Source organism: Pseudomonas sp. LBUM1641, assembly GCF_059716235.1.
In genome coordinates, this window is the sequence record NZ_CP166815.1 from 5,203,674 (window position 1) to 5,223,033 (window position 19,360).

General features: G+C 61.0%; 24 protein-coding genes. 7 read left to right on the forward strand and 17 right to left on the reverse strand.

All coding sequences use genetic code 11. The features are described from left to right. Window positions 1-148: 148 nt before the first annotated feature. Window positions 149-1,150, reverse strand: a complete 1,002-nt coding sequence (phnD, locus tag ACA046_RS23760; RefSeq protein ID WP_497675110.1) for a phosphonate ABC transporter substrate-binding protein — start codon at window positions 1,148-1,150, stop codon at window positions 149-151. Window positions 1,151-1,181: 31 nt separating this feature from the next. After that, complete coding sequence (gene phnC, locus ACA046_RS23765) at window positions 1,182-2,015, reverse strand: phosphonate ABC transporter ATP-binding protein (RefSeq protein ID WP_497675111.1); 834 nt, start codon at window positions 2,013-2,015, stop codon at window positions 1,182-1,184. Between the two features lie 368 nt (window positions 2,016-2,383). Between phnC and ACA046_RS23770 the strand changes: the two genes are divergently transcribed. The 3 genes from ACA046_RS23770 to ACA046_RS23780 all read left to right on the forward strand — a co-directional run bounded on the left by ACA046_RS23770 (window position 2,384) and on the right by ACA046_RS23780 (window position 4,375). Further along, complete coding sequence (locus ACA046_RS23770; RefSeq protein WP_497677130.1) at window positions 2,384-2,806, forward strand: NUDIX hydrolase; 423 nt, start codon at window positions 2,384-2,386, stop codon at window positions 2,804-2,806. Between the two features lie 298 nt (window positions 2,807-3,104). Next, a complete protein-coding gene (locus ACA046_RS23775; protein WP_087694315.1) occupies window positions 3,105-3,458 on the forward strand; it encodes a DUF6124 family protein in 354 nt (117 codons plus the stop codon). Between the two features lie 458 nt (window positions 3,459-3,916). Next, window positions 3,917-4,375, forward strand: coding sequence for an HIT family protein (locus ACA046_RS23780; RefSeq protein WP_459022883.1), 459 nt, complete (start codon window positions 3,917-3,919; stop codon window positions 4,373-4,375). A 43-nt stretch (window positions 4,376-4,418) separates the two neighbouring features. On the opposite strand, the gene ACA046_RS23785 is transcribed toward ACA046_RS23780, so the two are convergent. The 10 genes from ACA046_RS23785 to ccmA form a co-directional block, all read right to left on the reverse strand. Next, window positions 4,419-4,823: a hypothetical protein gene (locus ACA046_RS23785; RefSeq protein WP_459022885.1), complete on the reverse strand. Its 405-nt coding sequence runs from the start codon at window positions 4,821-4,823 to the stop codon at window positions 4,419-4,421. Window positions 4,824-4,838: 15 nt separating this feature from the next. Further along, window positions 4,839-6,032, reverse strand: coding sequence for a c-type cytochrome biogenesis protein CcmI (gene ccmI / locus ACA046_RS23790; protein WP_497675112.1), 1,194 nt, complete (start codon window positions 6,030-6,032; stop codon window positions 4,839-4,841). Beyond that, complete coding sequence (locus ACA046_RS23795) at window positions 6,025-6,498, reverse strand: cytochrome c-type biogenesis protein (protein ID WP_010166149.1); 474 nt, start codon at window positions 6,496-6,498, stop codon at window positions 6,025-6,027. The genes ccmI and ACA046_RS23795 overlap by 8 nt, the downstream gene beginning before the upstream one ends. Further along, window positions 6,495-7,031: a DsbE family thiol:disulfide interchange protein gene (locus ACA046_RS23800; protein ID WP_497675113.1), complete on the reverse strand. Its 537-nt coding sequence runs from the start codon at window positions 7,029-7,031 to the stop codon at window positions 6,495-6,497. The genes ACA046_RS23795 and ACA046_RS23800 overlap by 4 nt, the downstream gene beginning before the upstream one ends. Further along, window positions 7,028-9,016 (reverse strand): heme lyase CcmF/NrfE family subunit, encoded by a 1,989-nt coding sequence (locus ACA046_RS23805; protein WP_497675114.1) that lies wholly within the window; start codon window positions 9,014-9,016, stop codon window positions 7,028-7,030. Before ACA046_RS23805 ends, ACA046_RS23800 begins: the two co-directional genes overlap by 4 nt. A 3-nt stretch (window positions 9,017-9,019) precedes the next feature. Further along, complete coding sequence (gene ccmE / locus ACA046_RS23810; protein ID WP_008434786.1) at window positions 9,020-9,475, reverse strand: cytochrome c maturation protein CcmE; 456 nt, start codon at window positions 9,473-9,475, stop codon at window positions 9,020-9,022. Beyond that, window positions 9,472-9,648: a heme exporter protein CcmD gene (ccmD, locus tag ACA046_RS23815; protein WP_008434788.1), complete on the reverse strand. Its 177-nt coding sequence runs from the start codon at window positions 9,646-9,648 to the stop codon at window positions 9,472-9,474. Before ccmD ends, ccmE begins: the two co-directional genes overlap by 4 nt. Continuing rightward, entirely contained in the window at window positions 9,645-10,400 is a 756-nt protein-coding gene (locus ACA046_RS23820) for a heme ABC transporter permease (RefSeq protein WP_008434790.1), read from the reverse strand. Before ACA046_RS23820 ends, ccmD begins: the two co-directional genes overlap by 4 nt. Before the next feature lie 85 nt (window positions 10,401-10,485). Next, a complete protein-coding gene (gene ccmB, locus ACA046_RS23825; protein WP_497675115.1) occupies window positions 10,486-11,154 on the reverse strand; it encodes a heme exporter protein CcmB in 669 nt (222 codons plus the stop codon). Further along, on the reverse strand, window positions 11,151-11,732 hold the full coding sequence (gene ccmA, locus ACA046_RS23830; protein ID WP_497677131.1) for a cytochrome c biogenesis heme-transporting ATPase CcmA: 582 nt from the start codon (window positions 11,730-11,732) through the stop codon (window positions 11,151-11,153). The genes ccmB and ccmA overlap by 4 nt, the downstream gene beginning before the upstream one ends. A 252-nt stretch (window positions 11,733-11,984) precedes the next feature. On the opposite strand from ccmA, the gene fliK reads away from it, so the two are divergent. From fliK to ACA046_RS23850, 4 genes are all read left to right on the forward strand, one after another. Then, window positions 11,985-13,568, forward strand: coding sequence for a flagellar hook-length control protein FliK (gene fliK / locus ACA046_RS23835; RefSeq protein ID WP_497675116.1), 1,584 nt, complete (start codon window positions 11,985-11,987; stop codon window positions 13,566-13,568). Continuing rightward, entirely contained in the window at window positions 13,565-13,894 is a 330-nt protein-coding gene (locus ACA046_RS23840) for an EscU/YscU/HrcU family type III secretion system export apparatus switch protein (RefSeq protein ID WP_003210638.1), read from the forward strand. Before fliK ends, ACA046_RS23840 begins: the two co-directional genes overlap by 4 nt. Before the next feature lie 163 nt (window positions 13,895-14,057). Then, window positions 14,058-14,438, forward strand: coding sequence for a Rap1a/Tai family immunity protein (locus tag ACA046_RS23845; RefSeq protein WP_497675117.1), 381 nt, complete (start codon window positions 14,058-14,060; stop codon window positions 14,436-14,438). An 84-nt stretch (window positions 14,439-14,522) separates the two neighbouring features. Next, window positions 14,523-15,686 (forward strand): ATP-binding protein, encoded by a 1,164-nt coding sequence (locus tag ACA046_RS23850; RefSeq protein WP_459022902.1) that lies wholly within the window; start codon window positions 14,523-14,525, stop codon window positions 15,684-15,686. 33 nt (window positions 15,687-15,719) lie between these two features. Here the strand turns inward: ACA046_RS23850 and ACA046_RS23855 are convergent, their stop codons facing one another. The 5 genes from ACA046_RS23855 to motD all read right to left on the reverse strand — a co-directional run bounded on the left by ACA046_RS23855 (window position 15,720) and on the right by motD (window position 19,360). Next, complete coding sequence (locus tag ACA046_RS23855; protein ID WP_076015167.1) at window positions 15,720-16,115, reverse strand: DUF2802 domain-containing protein; 396 nt, start codon at window positions 16,113-16,115, stop codon at window positions 15,720-15,722. Continuing rightward, the gene (locus ACA046_RS23860; RefSeq protein ID WP_003210641.1) at window positions 16,116-16,601 is read right to left on the reverse strand and encodes a chemotaxis protein CheW; all 486 of its coding nucleotides are present in this window, start codon (window positions 16,599-16,601) and stop codon (window positions 16,116-16,118) included. Between the two features lie 73 nt (window positions 16,602-16,674). Further along, window positions 16,675-17,490: a CheW domain-containing protein gene (locus ACA046_RS23865; RefSeq protein WP_076015166.1), complete on the reverse strand. Its 816-nt coding sequence runs from the start codon at window positions 17,488-17,490 to the stop codon at window positions 16,675-16,677. Window positions 17,491-17,632: 142 nt separating this feature from the next. Further along, a complete protein-coding gene (locus ACA046_RS23870) occupies window positions 17,633-18,421 on the reverse strand; it encodes a ParA family protein (RefSeq protein WP_076015165.1) in 789 nt (262 codons plus the stop codon). Window positions 18,422-18,472: 51 nt separating this feature from the next. Next, complete coding sequence (gene motD, locus ACA046_RS23875) at window positions 18,473-19,360, reverse strand: flagellar motor protein MotD (RefSeq protein WP_076015164.1); 888 nt, start codon at window positions 19,358-19,360, stop codon at window positions 18,473-18,475.

Here is a 19,360-nt window from a genome sequence, read left to right on the forward strand (position 1 = left end):
GGGTCACTCTCGGTGTAGAGTTGGAACTGGGCTCAATGTGGGAGCGGGCTTGCTCGCGAATGCGGTGACTCAGTCGCCGGATGCGTTGAATGACGCACCGTATTCGCGAGCAAGCCCGCTCCCACATGAACCCGATTCCTACAGGGGGTTAGCCGTTGGCGGCGGTCTTCTTGTCCAGTTCGGTGATGCGCTGTTGCAGCTTGGCGAGGTCGGCGTCGATATCCGCGAGCTTCTTGGTCTTGTCGGCGGCTTCCAGCTTGTCGTCGGCGCTGATGGTGGTGCGCTGCTTGAACAGTTCCAACTGGCGGATCGGCAGCAGTTGGTCGTCGCTGGACTTGAGGAACTTGCCCAGTTGCATGTTCTTCAGCACGGCCTTCTCTTCGTCGGTGTCACCGTAGTTGGCGAAGAAGTCGCGGATCTTGGTCTTCTCGCTGTCGCTCAGGGCCTTGCTCCACACCATCGGGTCGGCCGGGATCAGCGGCGACTTCCAGATCACCTTGAGCATCGCGGCCTTGTCTGGCTGGGTAACTTCCAGGCGGTCCCAGCTTTCGGTATTGAAGGTCGCGACGTCCAACTGCCCTTTGGCCACGCTCAGTGCGTTGACTTCATGGCTGGAGTTGAGGGTGCGCTTAAAGGCGGTGGCGGCGTAGACGTGGTTCTTGGCGAACACGTAGTAGCCGGGTACCAGGTAGCCCGAGGTGGAGTTCGGGTCACCGTTGCCGAAGGTCAGGTTCTTGGCGTTCTTGAGCATGTCTTCAACGTTGTTGATCGGGCTGTCCTTGCGCACGATCAGCACGCTCCAGTAACCGGCAGCCCCGTTGGCCGCGGCGGTCTGGGCGAAGATTTCGCCGTTGGAACGGTCTACCGCTTCCATCGCGGCCTTGTTGCCCAGCCAGGCCACGTCGACCTTGTTGAAGCGCATGCCCTGGATCAGGCCGGCGTAGTCGGAGGCGAAGGTGGCGTTGATGGTGAGGCCGGTCTTCTTGTGCATGTCATCCAAAAATGGCTGCCAGATGCTCTTGAGGTTCTGCGAAGACTCGGTGGACATAATGCCGAAATTGATCGCCTTGTCGGCGGCCTGGGCATTGCCCATGGCCACGCTGGCTAACAGCACGGCGGACAGAAACACATGACCGATACGGTTCAACATGGAGAGGATTCCTGTGGGTCGTTGGAGGGTTTCAAGCGCGAGCCAGGGCCAACCGTGCAGGGACGACGGGTGTGCGGGTCTGGTCGGAAAACATCAGGCTGGTGTCGACATCGGCACCGTACAAATCGTTGAGGAACTGGCTGCTCAGCTCGCTGGCGTGGCCATCGAAGTGAATCCGCCCGCCCTTGAGCGCCACGGCGCGGGGGCAATAACGCATGGCGTAATCGACTTGGTGCAGGGTGACCACCACGGTCTTGCCGTCGCGGCCGTTGATGTCGGCGAGGATCTCCATGACCTTGCGCGCCGACTCCGGGTCCAGCGAAGCGATGGGTTCATCCGCCAGGATCACTTCGGCGCGTTGCGTCAAAGCGCGGGCAATTGCTACGCGTTGCTGCTGGCCGCCGGACAAGGTAGAGGCGCGTTGCGCGGCCAGGTCAGCCAGGCCGACGCGGGCCAGGGATTCCATGGCGAACTGTTTTTCCTCGGCGTTGAACAAACCGAGGTTGCCACGCCAGCGCGGCATGCGGCCCAGACAACCGAGCAGCACGTTGTCGAGCACGCTCAGGCGGTTGACCAGGTTGAACTGCTGGAAGATGTAGCCGATGTCGGCGCGCAGGCGCCGCACCTTGCCATTCAACCGCCCGCCGGCCTGCACTTCCCGGCCCAGCACCTTGACGCTGCCGCCGTTGCTCTTGTCGCAACAGGCCAGGCCCGCGAGGTGGCGCAGCAAGGTCGACTTGCCGGAACCGGAAGCGCCAATCAGCGTGACCATCTCACCGGTGGCGACGGTGAGTTCGAGGTCGACCAGTGCGGACTTCTTCGCAAAGGTCTTGTTCAGATGATCGACATGGATAGCTGGAGTCATGGGCTTCTCTGTCTGGTTGAACAGCCATCCGTGGCTGCGTTTGAGTTCAAACGACAGTAGGCGCGGGCTGTGTCAGCCCTATGACTTGCACATGACTGGAGTAAAACCGTTTGATGAAGGTTTGATGAAAGGTTGGAACTGACGCTGAATACCTAACCTGTGGCGAGGGAGCTTGCTCCCGCTGGGCTGCGCAGCGGCCCCAAGCCTGGGTGACACGGTCTGTCAGATGTACTGAAGTGGCTGACTTGGGCCTGCTTCGCAGTCCAGCGGGAGCAAGCTCCCTCGCCACAAGGTCTTCGCCCGGCATTGGAAATGTGCCGGACTGTGGTGCAATAGCTGGCCGCCAATATGTGCAAGAGGGCAACGTGATAGGAAAAGACAAGGCATGTCCGGTCGTTCTGCGAACCCGCCAATCGCTGGAAATCCTCGCATTCAAACACCCCCTGGCAGGCCTTCAACTGGTCAAGGGCAGCGTGGAGCCTGGCGAAAGCACCGACGCAGCTGCGATTCGGGAATTACAGGAAGAAGCCGGGATAACCGGCAAGGTGATACGTGACCTGGGCACTTGGCACTCAGCGTCCACAAGGCATACATGGGCCTTTCATCAATGCCAGGTCGCAGAAGAGACACCAGATACCTGGACCTATTTTGCAGAGGATGATGGAGGCCATGAGTTCCGGTTCTTCTGGCACTCGCTGGCGAGCGAACCGTCAGAAGAGTGGCATCAGGTGTTTAAAGATGCCCTGGAGTTTCTAAAGCCGCGTCTTGCCGAAGTATCGCTTCAGGAATAATCAAGATCCCGGTAGATCGGTGATTTTTCCTACGATCTCGATGGCTTGCAGCAGCCTTAACTCGCCGCTAGCCTCTCCAAGTCGCTGCTCATCAGCGATCGGGTTTGGTCGCCCGGGTTAGAATGGCGCACAGTGCCGCGCAAGCGGCATTATCGTGTTCGCTTTATGGCGAGCTGTGCGTGGGAGGGCCCTGGCCCTGCCGGGTTTCCATTCCCTGGTCGACCAACCTGCGTACAGCTCGCCACCCACCTGCTTGGTCGCAGATGTGGTGAGCTCCAACTGAATGGAGAGTCATTGCATGTACAAGGTCACGCCCAATCCGCCAGAAACGTCTGGCTCCAAGTCTGAAAAAAACAAGCTTCAGGACGCCGCCCAGCGGGCCATCGATCACTACCTGAAACCCGCCGAAACCAAAGCGTCCACCAATGAAAAAAACCACTTCAGTCTGTTCACCGTATCAGCCAACGTTGAAACGGAAGCACTGCTGAGCAACGCCTACGAAACACTCCAGTCTGCCAATGCAATGGCGTTGGACCTTTCCGAAAACATTGATGGCAAAGACCGCAGCCTGGTATTGGCGATGCAACAACTGCTGGAGTTGGGATTGTTGTTGGTGGATAGAGCGCTGGATCGAGAGTGCCCGGTGGCCTGATCAAAACCGAAATCCAACTGGCAACGTAAATACAATGTGCACAAGCGGGCTTGCTCGCGAAAGCGGTGGATCAGTCACCAGATGTATTGACTGACCCTCTGCATTCGCGAGCAAGCCCGCTCCCACATTTTTGATCTTCACCAGGTTCAAATTACCCGGTGTTATTGGGCGGGGCGAGTATCGGTATTGTCACCTTGGCATTCCTGGTGCTGGCGCTGGGGGTGATGGCCGGGGGTATCCATTGGCTCAGTGCACCGCGCCAGGGAACGGTACTGACGCTATCGCGGGAATCCTCCGATAACGACGTATGAAAAACCGCGAACAGCAGTAAACACCCGACTTATCCGGTGCCAGTCCTAGGAAACTTCGGAAGTTTTCTGTTTATTTTGCCTGGCAAGAACAACTGGGCTATATCTCATCACGAAGTACTATTCCGCCCCATGAGAGAGATAGACAGAATGAGCTGTATTTTTTGCGACATCGTTCAAGGAGTATCCCCTTCGCATGTCATATGGGAAGACGATAGGCACATGTCGTTCCTATCAATCTTCCCAAACACGCAGGGCTTTACGGTAGTTATCCCAAAAATTCATCATGACAGTTACGCATTCAAGCAGTCGGACTCGACGCTGTGCGAACTCATTGTTGCAGCCAAAAAAACCGCGCTACTGATAGATAAATCCCTGCCAGATGTCGCCCGTACCGGGTTGATCCTAGAGGGATACGGGGTAGACCATCTACACGCGAAGTTATTTCCAATGCATGGCACCGGCCAAGACAGCACATTCAAAAAGATCAGCTCACGGGTGGACAAGTTCTATGAGGTGTATGAGGGTTATATTTCCTCACACGACTCAAACAGGGCAGATGACGGTGAACTCGCTGAACTCGCCGCGCATATAAGGTCGTTTAAATAAACGACCTTATCGGGTCAGTATCAGTCCCGATAAACAGCCAAGTTCATTGCGCGTACTGCTTGCTCAACCCCGGCGGTACGCCATGGATGTCGGTCTCTTCCCAAGGCCCATTCGGGCTGATGGAGCGGCTCCAGCCGTTGCTCCAGCGGTAGTAGGTGCGCTGGCGGTAGAACGTATCGTCCTGCTCGTCCAGCACGTACACCTGCATCTTGCCGTCCCAGTGGCTGGCCGCACCCGGTGGCGGAGCGAAGGTCGGCGAGGAGGTCGGCACCGGCTTCGACGGTTTAATCACCGGGCCCGAAGGCTGGGTGCCTGGCTGGGTGCTCGGCTGGGTCGACGGCCCTGTCGGTGGAATGGTCGGCCCGGTGGGCGACGGAGGCCGATGGACCGCACAAGCACTCAACCCCAATACCAGGCTGAGCAGGGTGATACGTGCGATAGCGGTCATGGGCATTTCCTCGAATTATTTATCCGGACTGTCGATGGTCAGCTGCTGCAGCGCAGTGGTGCTGCTGGCCAAGGGTTGGCTGCGGCCGATCCACTCGCCAGCTGTCGGAACACCAGCCCGGGATATGCGCGCAACCAGTTGGACTTCGGGAAAGTTGGACAGTTTCAACTGCGGCATCATCGCATCGCTGTCGCCCAACTCGACGGTGATCGGCAGGTCGGCGACTGTCACACGCTTGGCCGCCAATGGCGCCGGCGGGCCTTTGACGGCACGGGCGAAGATGAACACGCTGTCGGTCGGCAAGGCCTTGGCCTTCACATCCGCTGCCAGGTCCACACGCACTTGCATCTGCTTTTGTGCCTTCACTGGTGCCACGCTACCGCCGCTCTCTTTGAGCTTCTCGGCCGCACGGTCGATCCCGCCTTGCAGCGCGGCCCGGGAGTTGTCTTCCGGCGGCAGTTGCGCCAGCAGGCGGTTCCAGTAGTTGATCGCTTCCTGGTAACGCTGGCCTTCAAAGGCGGCGATGCCCAGCAGGCCGAGGCTGGTGACTTCTTTCGGGTCGAGTTTCAGTGCTTCGTCGGTCAAGGCCTGGACCTTGGGCGACCACTGTTTGTTGTCGGCAAAGTATTGGGCCTGGGCCCACTGCCCGAGCAACTCGGGCTGGCGACCGGCCAAGGCCACGGTGCGCTCGAAGATCTTGGCCGCATCGGCCGAACGGTCCTGGGCCATGTAGGCGCGACCGAGGAAGTACAGGCCTTCCGGCGAATCCGGTTGGGCGGCAGCGGCGCGCTCCAGACGGCGGGTCATGTCTTCCATGGACACCGGCGGCTGGGAGAATTCGCGGGTCAGTTCGACCTTGTCGCTGGCCCCGTAATGCAGGTACAGCGCAACGCCCAGCACCGGCACCAGAAAGGCCGCGAGCAACGGCAAGGGTTTGCCGAGGCGCGACTCCCGAGGCTTTTCCACACCTTCGGTATCGGCCAGCAACTCGCGAGCCGCTTCAGCGCGACCGCTGTCCAGTTGGGCCGCATCCAGCACGCCTTCGGACTGCTGGGTTTGCAGTTCCGCCACACGTTCTTGATACAGCGCCACGTTCAGCGCGGTGCGATCCTCTTCACGCTGGGCACGGCGGCCGCGTAACACCGGGATCAGCAGGAAACTCAAGGCAATCAGAAGCAGCAGACCGGCTGCGAGCCAGAAATCAATCATCAGTTTTTTTGTCCAGCAGTTGGTCGAGGCGTTGACGCTCATCGACGGAAAGCGAGTCCGAGCCATCGGCCGGAGCGACACGACGGCGGCGCACAATCACCGCCATGACCACGACACCGGCGAGCAACAACCCGGCCGGGCCGAACCACAGCAACGCAGTCTTGCCGGTGAGCGCCGGCTTGTAGCGCACGAAGTCACCGTAGCGGTCGACCATGAAGTCGATGATCTGCTGATTGTCCTTGCCCTCGCCGAGCATGCGGAAAATCTCTTTGCGCAGGTCGGCGGCGATCGGTGCGTTGGAGTCGGCGATGTCCTGGTTCTGGCACTTGGGGCAGCGCAGTTCCTTGGTCAGTTCGCGAAAACGCTCGCGGTCACCGTCCTTGGCAAATTCGTAAGTGTCGATGGCGGCGTGAGCCACGCCGACCATGCTCAAGCCCAATACAGCGGCGGCTAACCAACGCTTCATGGCTTGGCCTCATCCACCAGCGCCTGGTACTTGGCGGCCAGTTGCTCGCGCCACACCACTTCGTCGATCACGCCTACGTACTTGTCGCGGATCACGCCCTTGTCGTCGATGAAGAAGGTTTCCGGGGCGCCGTATACGCCGAGGTTCAGGCCGAGGTTGCCGTCTTCGTCGCGGATATCCAGCTGGTACGGGTTGTGGAATTCCGCCAGCCACTTCAGGGCGGCAGCGTTGTCGTCCTTGTAGTTGATGCCGTAGATCACCACGCCCTTCTCCGCCAGCTTGTTCAGCACCGGATGCTCCACGCGGCAGGAAATGCACCAGGTACCCCACACATTGACCAGCGCCGGTTTGCCCAGCAAGTCAGCCTGGGTCAGGGTTTTGTCGCCCTGCACCGTCGGCAGCGAGAACGCCGGGAATGGCTTGCCGATCATCGCCGACGGCAACTCGGCCGGGTCCAGGTACAACCCGCGATACAGGAACACCGCCACCACCAAAAACGCCGCCAGCGGTAACACCATCAACCAACGCTTCATACCGCCGCTCCTTGCAGGCCGAGGGCTTCACGCACCCGGCTCTTGACCTTGACCCGGTAGCGCCGGTCCATTGCCGCCAGCAAACCACCGAACCCGGTGAGCAGGCCGCCGAACCAGATCCAGCGCACAAACGGTTTGACGTGGACCCGCACGGCCCAGGCGCCATCGCCCAGTGGTTCACCCAGGGCGACGTAGAGGTCGCGGGTGAAACCGGCGTCGATCCCGGCTTCGGTCATCATCGAGCTTTGCACGGTGTACAGGCGTTTTTCCGGGTGCAGCACCGCGATTTCCTTACCGTTGCGCACGACGCGTACGGTGCCTTTGTCGGAGGTGAAGTTCGGCCCTTCGAAGTGCTTGGCGCCTTCGAAAATGAAGTGGTAACCGGCCAGGTCCATGGACTCGCCGGGTGCCAGGCGCAGGTCGCGCTCGGCACTGTTCTGGCTGGACAACACCACGCCCAACGCACACACGGCGATGCCGATATGCGCAACCTGCATGCCCCAGTAGCTGCGGGTCATGGTCGGCAAGCCTTTGATCAAACCTTTGTGGCGGGTCTTGTCGATCAGGTCACGTACGCCGGCCAGCAACACCCAGGCAGCCAGCATGAAGGTGGCGAGCACGGCCCAGTTGAAGTCGCCGTAGGCAATACCGGCGATCACGCCCAGCGCGGCGCTGCCGAGCAGTACCGGCGCGAGCATGCCCACCAGCCATTTCACCGGAGTGTCTTTCCAGCGCACCAGCATGCCGACCGCCATCACCACCATCAACAGCGCCATCAACGGGATGAACAGTGCATTGAAATACGGCGGGCCGACGGACAGTTTGGCGCCGCTCAGGGCATCCAGAGCCAGCGGGTACAGGGTGCCGAGCAGGATCATCGAAGCCGCGACCACCAGCACCAGGTTATTGCCCAGCAGCAGGGTTTCACGAGACCACAGGTTGAAGCCGACATGGCTCTTGACCACTGGCGCGCGCAACGCAAACAACGTCAACGAGCCGCCCACCACGAACAGCAGGAAAATCAGGATGAACACGCCGCGCTCCGGGTCGGAGGCAAACGCGTGAACCGATGTCAGCACGCCGGAACGCACCAGGAACGTACCCAGCAGGCTGAGGGAAAACGCGGCGATGGCCAGCAATACGGTCCAGCTTTTGAACACGCCGCGTTTTTCAGTGACTGCCAGCGAGTGAATCAACGCCGTGCCCACCAGCCATGGCATGAAGGAGGCGTTTTCCACCGGGTCCCAGAACCACCAGCCGCCCCAGCCGAGCTCGTAGTAGGCCCACCATGAGCCCAGGGTGATGCCGATGCCGAGGAACGCCCAGGCGACGATGGTCCATGGCCGCGACCAGCGCGCCCAGGCCGCATCGAGACGCCCGCCAAGCAACGCGGCGATGGCGAAGGCGAAGGCGACCGAGAAACCGACATACCCCATGTAGAGCATCGGCGGGTGCACGATCAGGCCGATGTCTTGCAGCAACGGGTTGAGGTCATGGCCGTCTACCGGGATCTGCGGCAGGATGCGGGTGAACGGGTTGGAGGTCATGATCAGGAACAGCAGGAAGCCGATGCTGATCATGCCCATCACCGCCAGCACCCGGGCCAGCATGACTTGCGGCAACTGCCGGGAGAACACTGATACGGCAAAGGTCCAGCCACCGAGGATCAACGCCCACAGCAGCAATGAACCTTCGTGGGCCCCCCACACGGCGCTGAACTTGTAGTACCAGGGCAAGGCGCTGTTGGAGTTGTTGGCGACGTAGGCGACGGAAAAGTCGTCGGTCATGAAGGCGTAGGTCAGGCAACCGAAGGCGAACAGCAAAAAGGCGAACTGGCCCCAGGCAGCCGGCTGGCCCAGGCTCATCCACAAACGGTCACCACGCCAGGCACCCAATAACGGGACCACGGCCTGGACGATGGCAAAGCACAGGGCGAGGATCATCGCCAACTGGCCCAGCTCTGGAATAAACAATGCGGACGTCATGATTTAGCCCTCCTTGGCTGGGGTCGGGGCGGATTGGCCGCTGTCTTTCAGGGCCTTGGTGACTTCCGGCGGCATGTATTTTTCATCGTGCTTGGCCAGCACTTCGTCGGCCACTACCACGCCGTCGGCGTTGAGCTTGCCGAGGGCGACGATGCCCTGCCCTTCGCGGAACAGGTCCGGGAGGATGCCGCGGTAGGTGATGGTCACGGATTTGTTGAAGTCGGTGACGATGAATTTTACGTCCAGGGAGTCGCCGGAGCGTTGCAGCGAGCCCTTCTCGACCATGCCGCCGGCACGAATTCGCGTGTCCAGCGGCGCTTCGCCGTTGGCAATCTGGGTCGGGGTGTAGAACAGGTTGATGTTCTCCCGCAGGGCACTCAGGGCCAGGGTCACGGCAATGCCGACACCGGCCATGATGGCCAGGATGATCAACAGACGCTTTCTACGCAGCGGATTCACTTTTCGGTCTCCCGGCGCAAACGACGCGCCTCTTGTTGCAGGTAACGCTTGCGGGCCAGGATCGGCGCGGCGACGTTGAGGGCCAGCACCGCCAGGCAGATGCCATAGGCCGTCCAGACATACAGGGCGTGATGGCCCATGGCGAGAAAATCACTGAAAGAGTTGAAGCTCATCCACGGGCTCCCAGGCTGTTTTGCACTTCGGCCTTGACCCAACTGGTGCGGGCTTCACGCTTGAGCACTTCGAGGCGCATGCGCATCAGCAGCACGGCGCCGAAAAAACAGTAGAACCCCAACACCATCAGCAGCAGCGGCGCCCACATTTCCACGGGCATGGCCGGCTTTTCGGTGAGGGTGAAGGTGGCCCCCTGGTGCAGGGTGTTCCACCACTCCACCGAGTATTTGATGATCGGGATGTTGATCACGCCGACAATCGCCAGCACCGCGCAGGCCTTGGCGGCGCTGTCGCGGTTGCTGATGGCGTTGCCCAGGGCGATCAGGCCGAAATACAGGAACAGCAGGATCAGCATCGAGGTGAGGCGCGCGTCCCAGACCCACCACGAACCCCAGGTCGGCTTGCCCCAGATCGCGCCGGTGACCAGCGCCACGGCGGTCATCCAGGCACCGATGGGCGCGGCGCATTGCAGGGCGACGTCCGCCAGCTTCATCTTCCACACCAGGCCGACGATGCCGCACACCGCCAGCATCACGTAGCAGGACTGGGCCAGCATCGCGGCGGGAACGTGGATGTAGATGATGCGAAAGCTGTTGCCTTGCTGATAGTCCGGCGGCGCGAAGGCCAGGCCCCAGACCAGGCCGATGCCGATCAGCAATACCGCGGCGATGCTCAACCACGGCAGCAGTTTGCCACTGATGCCGTAAAACCATTTGGGCGAGCCGAGCTTGTGAAACCAGGTCCAGTTCATGCTGTTTCCATCACGGTTGCTTCTCGTCGTTGCGAGAAGCTTAGGGTCTTTACTGGTTAAGGTTCTATCGCTTAACCAGACCTCATTATTCGCCGACGCTGATCTTCAGGCCAGCCGCTATAGCAAAGGGTGTCAGGGTTACCGCCAGGGCGGCCAGGCTGCCAAGCCACAGGAGGTAACCGCTCGCCGGCATGCCCTGGAGCGCGGCTTGCAAAGCGCCGCTGCCCAGGATCAACACCGGGATATACAAAGGCAAAATCAGCAGGGCCAACAACAGGCCGCCGCGTTTCAAGCCGACCGTCAGCGCCGCACCCACGGCGCCCAGTAGACTGAGAACCGGCGTGCCAAGCAACAAGGAAAGGAGCAACACCGGCAGGCACTCGGTAGGCAATCCCAGCATCATTGCCAGCAACGGCGCGAGCAATACCAGCGCCAGGCCGGAAAACACCCAGTGTGCCAGTACCTTGGCCAATACCAGAAGTGGCAGGGGGTGCGACGAAAGGACCCACTGTTCAAGGGAACCATCTTCAAAATCACTGCGAAACAGCCCGTCCAGCGAGAGCAGGACCGACAAAAGTGCCGCCACCCAGACCAGTCCCGGAGACAAGGTTTGCAACAGTTTAGTCTCGGGGCCCACCGCCAACGGGAACAGCGCGATCACAATTGCGAAGAACACCAGCGGGTTGGCCAATTCGGCCGGGCGGCGACAGAGTAACCGCGCTTCGCGGGCGACCAACAGGGCAAAAACACTCATACCGCCCACCGGCCCAGGTCCAGGTCGCGGTAACCGGCGGGCATGCGCGCCAACGTGTGGTGAGTGGTCAGGACCACCATGCCGCCCTGCTCGCAGTGCGCGGCCAGGTGTTCTTCCAGCTGGGCGACGCCTTGTTTGTCGAGGGCGGTGAAGGGTTCGTCGAGAATCCACAACGGCGGGCCGTCCAGATACAAACGGGCCAGGGCCACGCGGCGCTGTTGACCGGCGGACAGGGTGTGGCAGGGAACGTCCTCGAAACCCTTCAGGCCAACGGCGGCGAGGGCTTGCCAGATCGCCTCGCGACTTGCGGGATGATGCAGGGCGCTGAGCCAGCTGAGGTTTTCTTCGGCGGTGAGCACATCCTTGATCCCGGCGGCGTGACCGATCCAGATCAGGTTGCGCGCCAGCTCGGTGCGTTGCTCGTGCAACGGTTTGCCATTGAGCCGCACTTCGCCCGCCGTCGGCTGCATCAGGCCGGCCAACAGGCGCAACAGGCTGGTCTTGCCGCTGCCGTTGGGGCCGCTGACCTGCACCATGTCGCCGCCCGCCAGACGCAGTTCGAGGTGTTCGAACAGCATCCGCAGGTCACGTTCACAGGCGAGCGCTACGGCTTCTAGAAGAGGGCTGGTCAAGAGATCGCGGGCCTTTACGGTTCAAGTCGGCGGTGGAACGGCCGTTAAAGAGATGCACATTAACTGCTTTGGCGACCGTTTTTAGAGAGCTGGATCAATCAGTTGTGTTGTTTTTAACGCTCTCTTTGAAGACGGGCGGCATTATACATGTGATGCCCTACTCTAAAGAGGGCAATTTCCCTTGAGACGGCGCGCACGATGACCGGTGAGATCAATCTTCCCACGCTTCCTCCCACGCTGCCGGCCGGGCCTGCGCCCGCGCCTGCGACAGGTGAGTTGCTGAAACTCCTGGAGCCGCAGACCGGCCTGATTGACCCAGGGAAAACCGTGAACGCCGAGGTGCTGGCGCTTAAACAAGGCGGCGATGCCTTTCAGTTGCTGCTCAAGCTGACCCTGGAAGGCGGCCGGCAAACCCTGGTGCAGGCCAGCAGCAGCCAGCCGCTGCCGCTGGGCACCCAGGTGGAGGTCAGCCAGACGTCGTCGGGCAACTTGTCCATCAGCTTGCAACAGGCGTTGAGCTCCAGCGTCGCCGCGCTGACACGCATCGACACCAGCCAACTGCCGGTGGGCACGCTGCTGCAAGGCAAGGTGCTGACCACCCAGGCGCTGCCCCAGGGCGCCAACCAGCCGGTGGTGTATCGCTCGCTGGTGTCGGTGCTCAATAACGTCCTCAGCGGCGCGACCCTGACCGTCGAAAGCCCGCAGCCATTGCGCATCGGCAGCCTGCTCAGTGCCGTGGTGCAAAGTGCCCAGACCTTGAGCTTTGTGCCCCTGAGCGGGCGCCAGGACCAACTGGCCGTGGCCCAACAACTCTCCACCCAACAAAGCCGCCAGGGTTCGCTGGACGTCGTGTTCACCGCGTTGCAAAGCTTGCCGGCGACCCGTAGCGACAGCACCTCAGTCGATTTGCGTGCCGCCGCCGAGCGATTGCTGGCGAGCCTGCCCGACCTGGCCCAGGCCAGCAATCCGAAAGTACTGGCGCAACTGATCCAGAACAGCGGCACATTCCTCGAAGCCAAACTGCTCGCCGGGCAAAACCCGCAGATACCGCCGCTGGACATGAAAGGCGCCCTGCTGCGCTTTGTCGCCGACGTGCTGCCTAACCTGCCCGCCAGCACCAACCTCAACGCGATCCTGGCCGCCAACACCCTGGCGCAACTGCTGCCCAGCTTCGTGCGCAGCCCGCTGGGCACCCTCGGCCAGGTCGGCGCCCGCCAAGCACCCGCGGGCTTCCCGCTGCCGGATCGACTGATGCAACGCCTGGAAGGTGAGAGCGATCTGGAAAACCTGCTGCGCCTGGCCGCCGGCGCCATTTCCCGCTTGCAAAGCCATCAGCTGTCGAGCCTGGAACAAACCGGCACCACCGCCGATGGCAAGCTCTTGACCACCTGGCAGCTGGAAATCCCGATGCGTACCTTGCAGGACATCGTGCCGTTGCAGGTCAAGTTCCAGCGTGAAGAACCGGCCCCCGACAAGGAACAGCCGGAACGCAAGGACAGCAAGGACCCCAAGCAGATGCTCTGGCGCGTGGAAATGGCCCTCGACATGGAGCCCCTGGGCCCGTTGCAGGTCCAGGCGCAACTGAGCCAGGGCAAACTGTCGAGCCAACTGTGGGCAACCCGTCCGTTCACCGCCAGCCTGATCGAAAGCCACCTGGGCAGCCTGCGCGAGCGCCTGGTGTCGTCGGGGCTCAACGTTGGCGACCTGGACTGCCACCTCGGCACCCCGCCGCGCGGCCCGAAAACCGGACTGGAACAACGCTGGGTGGATGAAACCGCATGAAAAACCCCAACCCGCCCCGCCAGGCCATTGCCCTCAAATACGACGGGCAACAAGCACCGACCCTGACGGCCAAGGGTGACGACGCCCTGGCCGAAGCCATCCTCAAGCTGGCCCGGGAAAACGAAGTCCCGATCTACGAAAATGCCGAGCTGGTCAAATTACTGGCGCGCATGGAGTTGGGCGACAGCATCCCGGAAGAGTTGTACCGCACCGTCGCCGAGATCATCGCGTTTGCCTGGACGTTGAAGGGCAAGTTCCCGGTGGGATATGACCCGGATGCAGGGCCGGTAGAGCGGGATGTGACGGAAAGAGGCGACGATTATTAATGTGGGAGCGGGCTTGCTCGCGAATGCAGAGTATCAGTCAATACATCTGTAACTGATCCAGCGCTTTCGCGAGCAAGCCCGCTCCCACACTTGATTTGCCCACATTAAGCCGTAACAACGGCGGATTAATCTGTCGCGAACCCTTAATCCCGGAGCGCGGCAGTTGAAACGGATTTCAATCCTGGTGGCACTGAGTCTTTGTGTCTTTCCCCTGACGGCAACGGCCAGCAACGAGGCCCATGAATACCTTGCGGCCTGCCGCGAAGCCACGAAGATGCCGTCGGGTGCGCCGCCTTCCTACCAGGCTGCCTATTGCCTTGGCATCACCACGGGCGTGCTGAGAACGCTGGAGTACAAGGACGAATTCACCCGCAGCAACCGCCGCCTTTGCCTGCCGGAAAACCTGGAGCCAGGGCGTTTGGTCGATTTGGTTCTGGAGTACAGCAAGAAATACCCTGCGGCAGAGCAAAGTGGCACGACCCGGCTGGTGCGGGGTGCAATTACCGAACACTATCCGTGTCCGAAGAGAAACAACACTCTTTAGCAGGAAGTAGCAGGCGCTGATGTATAGCAATTATATCTTTCAAGGTATAGATTATCCCGAACTCGATAGTTCAGGATAAAACCCATGAGCCCTACCCGCCCGATCCTCAGTCGAAAGCTACTCGCCGAAGCGCTGGCCCGTGATTTGGCGGGCGAGTCATTTGCCGATTACAGCTCCGGGATGTTCCTCGCGGCGCCTCGTCGTACGGGCAAGAGTACGTTCCTGCGTAACGACCTCATCCCCGAATGCAAGGCCCGAGGCTGGCTGCCGGTGTACGTGGACCTCTGGATGAACCGCGAAATCGACCCCGCCGAGCTGATCTCCGGGGCCATCGGCAAAGCCCTGGGCGAGTTCGAAAGCGCAGTGAGCAAAGCGGCCAAGAAGGCCGGTATCGAGAAGATCAGCCTGCTGCGCACCTTGAGTTGGGACTTCACCAAACCTCAATTGCCCGCCGGCACCACGCTCACCCATGCGCTGGACGTGCTGCACCAAGTCTCGGGGCAGATGATCGTGTTGATCGTCGACGAAGCCCAGCACGCCCTCAACAGCGAGGGTGGCGTGAACGCAATGTTCGCGCTCAAGGCTGCACGGGACCATCTCAACGGCAGCAACACCACAGATGGCCTGCGCCTGGTCTTCACCGGGTCCAGCCGCGACAAACTGGCCAACCTGGTACTCAAGAGCAAACAACCGTTTTTCGGCGCCCACATCACGCCATTCCCGTTGCTGAGCCGCGACTTTGTGGAGTTCGTGACGGACCTGTGGAACCAGCGCCTGGCCGCGACCAACCAGTTCAACCTTGAGGATATGGACTATGCGTTCCAGCTCGTCGGCCGGCGCCCGGAAATGCTCAACAAACTGTTGACCGAAGTCAGCGTTGGTCTTGGCGAAGCCAGCAACCTTGGCGAGTTGCTGAGGACGGGAGCACTGAATCACCAGGCCGGAATCTGGAGCGACTACGAGAGCGCCTACAACGACCTGTCACCCTTGCAACAAGCGGTGCTGGAAGTGATGGGCGAACGAACCCTGGGCAAGCAAGCGTTCTCGCCTTTTGCGGAAAAAACCTTCCAGGATGTGAACCGCAAACTGGAGTTGGCCCAGGTCGAGCCGAATGCAAGCACGCCAAACGTTCAGAAAGCGCTGGAAGTGCTGCGGGAGAAGGAGTTGGTCTGGAAGGCCAACCGTGGTGAATATGCGCTTGAAGACTCGACCATGGCCGAATGGCTGAGCAACCGGCATCAGCTATAAGCGGCAAGCAAACCCGCTTGCCGCTCGTAACCTTCAGCTGTCCTTGTGCAACCGGCTCATCAACTGCGCTTCAGCCTGGGTCAACCCGCAGGACTGGGTCAGCTCATCCACCGTCGCGCCCATACCTACCAGCTTCGCCGCCTGGGCGAATGACAGGCTCGACGGGTCACGCTGCTCCAGCGCAGACAGCTTGTCCGGCAACGGCGCCAGCACCGAACGCAGTTCGTGCACTTCATCCCCTACACGTACCGCGCTCTGCTGGAAGTGGTCGACCCGCTTGACCAGTTCCAGGATGCGCCGGTCGCGCACGGCGTCGCGCTCGGCCTGTTGCATGGCCAATTCCCGTTGCTGGCGCACGTAGCGCAGCAGGAAGCCCAAGGTCCCGGCCCATAGGATGGCCAGGACGATCACCGCTACCTCAAGGAACAATCAGATATTCTCCAGATCCTGCCATTCTTCTTCGCTCATCATCTTGTCCAGCTCAACCAGAATCAGCAGCTCGCCGTTCTTGTTGCAGACACCCTGGATGAACTTGGCCGATTCTTCGTTGCCGACGTTCGGCGCGGTTTCGACTTCAGATTGGCGCAGGTAAACCACTTCCGCCACGCTGTCGACCATGATCCCGACCACTTGCTTGTCGGCTTCGATGATCACGATGCGGGTGTTGTCGTTGACTTCGGTCGGCACCAGGCCAAAACGCTGACGGGTGTCGATCACAGTTACAACGTTACCGCGCAGGTTGATGATGCCCAGCACGTAGCTTGGGGCACCCGGAACCGGAGCGATTTCGGTGTAGCGCAGCACTTCCTGCACACGCATCACGTTGATGCCGTAGGACTCGTTGTCCAGCTTGAAGGTGACCCATTGCAGGATTGGATCATCCACCAGACCTTGTGCGGACACTGACTTGTTCATACTCCAGACCCCTTCAAATACCGTTGGTTACGGTGTGTGTTCTTGGGCAGCGCCGTAGCGCTGCTGCTTGTTATCAAGTGCGCTTGTTGAGCGGCATCGCTTTTACCGCGCCGCTGGCAATCAGCTCCGCCAGTTCGGCGACATCCAGCAACGCGCACATGTGTTCGATCACGGTGCCCGCCAGCCATGGCCGCTGGCCCCGGTGGCTGCGCCATTTGATTTCGTTCGGGTCCAGGCGCAATGAGCGGCTGACCTGATGCACTGCCAGCCCCCACTCGTAGCCCTGGACCGAAATAACGTATTGCAGGCCCTGGCGGAAATCATCCCGATAGCGGTCAGGCATCACCCAACGCGCAGTGTCCAATACCTTCAAGTTGCCCTGCTGGCTCGGCAGGATCCCGAGAAACCATTCCGGCTGGCCGAACAGCGGCGTTAACTCCTGGCCTTCCAGGGAGTAGATCGAGCCCAGGCACACCAGCGGCACCGCCAGGGTCAACCCGGCAACGTCGAACAGCAAACATTCGAACGGCTCGGCGGCCCACGCCGGCCGACCATCGCCCTGTACCGGCGGCGGCGTGATGCTCGGCGGGAGATGAACCTCAACCACCGGCTCGACCACCACGGGCGCGATCACCACAGGCGCAACAGGCACGGGCACGGGCACGGCAACCGGTGCCGGAACCGCTACGGGGACCACCAACGCATCTCGGGCCTGCTCTTCCAGGACCGCCAGTTGAAACTCGTCCAGGGCCGCAGGTTCAGGCTCGATGACTTCATCGAGGATCAGAATCGGTTCCGGCATTTCCTCGGTCGCGTCCTGGAGCAAGGCGTCCAGGTAGGACTCCAGCGCCAGTTGCGGCCGGGTCTTGAAATCAACGGGACGGTTCATCTGTATGCCCACGCGCAAGCCCCATCAACCCGGTGTTTAGAGGTTATCGGCCTGTGGGTGTCCGGACTTGAATCGAGAGCCGGTTTTGTCGCGAAAACTGCGGCGTCTGCATCGCTGGCAAGCCAGGCTCCTACAATGATCATCACGCCACCTGCGCCACAAGTTGCTGGGACAACAGGTGCTTGAGCAACGCCCGATACGCCAGCACGCCACGGCTCTTGCCGTCGAACTGCGAAGGCGTCAGCCCTGCCCGGCTCGCGTCCCGCAGGCGCGTGTCCACCGGGATGTAGCCTTGCCAGATGGTGTCCGGATACGCGTCGCGCAATACCCGCAAGGTGCCGAGGGACGCCTGGGTACGGCGGTCAAACAGGGTCGGCACGATGCTGAACGGCAACGCCTGTTTGCGCGAGCGGTTGATCATCGCCAGGGTGCTGACCATGCGTTCCAGGCCTTTGACGGCCAGGTGCTCGGTCTGCACCGGGATCACCAGCTGTTGACTGGCGGCCAGGGCGTTGACCATCAGCACGCCCAGTAAAGGCGGGCTGTCGATGATCGCGTAGTCGAAGTCCTGCCACAGCTGCGCCAGGGTCTTGGCAATCACCAGGCCCAGGCCGCTCTGCCCCGGAGACTGGCGCTCAAGGGTAGCCAGGGCGGTGCTCGACGGCAGCAACGAGATCTTTTCATTACTGGTAGGCAGCATCAGCTGGCCCGGCAAATCCGCCGGCACACTGCCCTTGTGCAGGAACAGGTCGTAGCAACTGTGCTCCAGGGCATCCGGGTCGTAGCCGAAATAGCTGGTCATGGAGCCGTGGGGGTCCAGGTCGACCACGACCACACGCTTGCCGGCCTCTGCCAGCAAGCCGGCCAAGGCGATGGAAGTGGTGGTTTTACCGACACCACCCTTTTGATTGGCAACTGCCCAGACTCTCATTCGGATTGTTCCTCCCGGCAGGCACAGGCTCGACCGAGAAATTGCATAGGGTTATAGAGCCGGTGACGGAGAATTGACGGCACTCCCGCGAACCGGCGCCTTTACGGGCGCTGGTGCAGTTTGTGTGCCAGCCCGCTTCAAGGCGGCATCCGGTGTTGCATTGGCGGTGCCGGTACCGGTCAGGCTGCGGCGCACATCGAGGTTGCGCGACACCACCAGCACCACCCGACGGTTACGCGCACGGCCTTCTGCCGTGGCGTTATTGGCCACCGGCTGGAACTCGCCGTACCCCACCGACGCCAGGCGCCCGGGATTCACGCCCTGCATCGCCAGCATCCGCACAATACTCGCCGCGCGGGCCGAAGACAGCTCCCAGTTGGTTGGATACTGCGCCGTGCTGATCGGCAGGTTGTCGGTAAACCCTTCAACGTGGACCGGGTTTTCAAACGGCTTCAGGATCGCCGCCACCTTGTCGATGATGGTGAACGCCTGGTCGCTGGGCATCGCATCGGCGCTGGCGAACAGCAGGCTGGAATTAAGCTCGATTTCCACCCACAACTCATTGCCGCGCACGGTCATCTGGTTGGAGCTGATCAGGTCGCCAAAGGCTGCGCTGATGTCATCGGCGATGCTTTTCAGCGGGTCGCTGGTGCCACCGATGCCGGCGGCGGTTTCATCACTGTCGTTGACCAGCGGTTTGGCCGGGGTCACGGTCTTGGGGCGTTCTTCGCCGATCGGGATCGGCTTGAGGGCGCGGTCAGCGTCGTTGAACACGCCGATCAGCGCCTGGGAAATGACTTTGTACTTGCCTTCGTTGATCGAGGAAATGGAGTACATCACCACAAAAAACGCGAACAACAGCGTAATGAAGTCGGCGTAGGACACCAGCCAGCGTTCATGGTTGACGTGTTCTTCAGGCTCGCGGCGGCGACGGCTCAC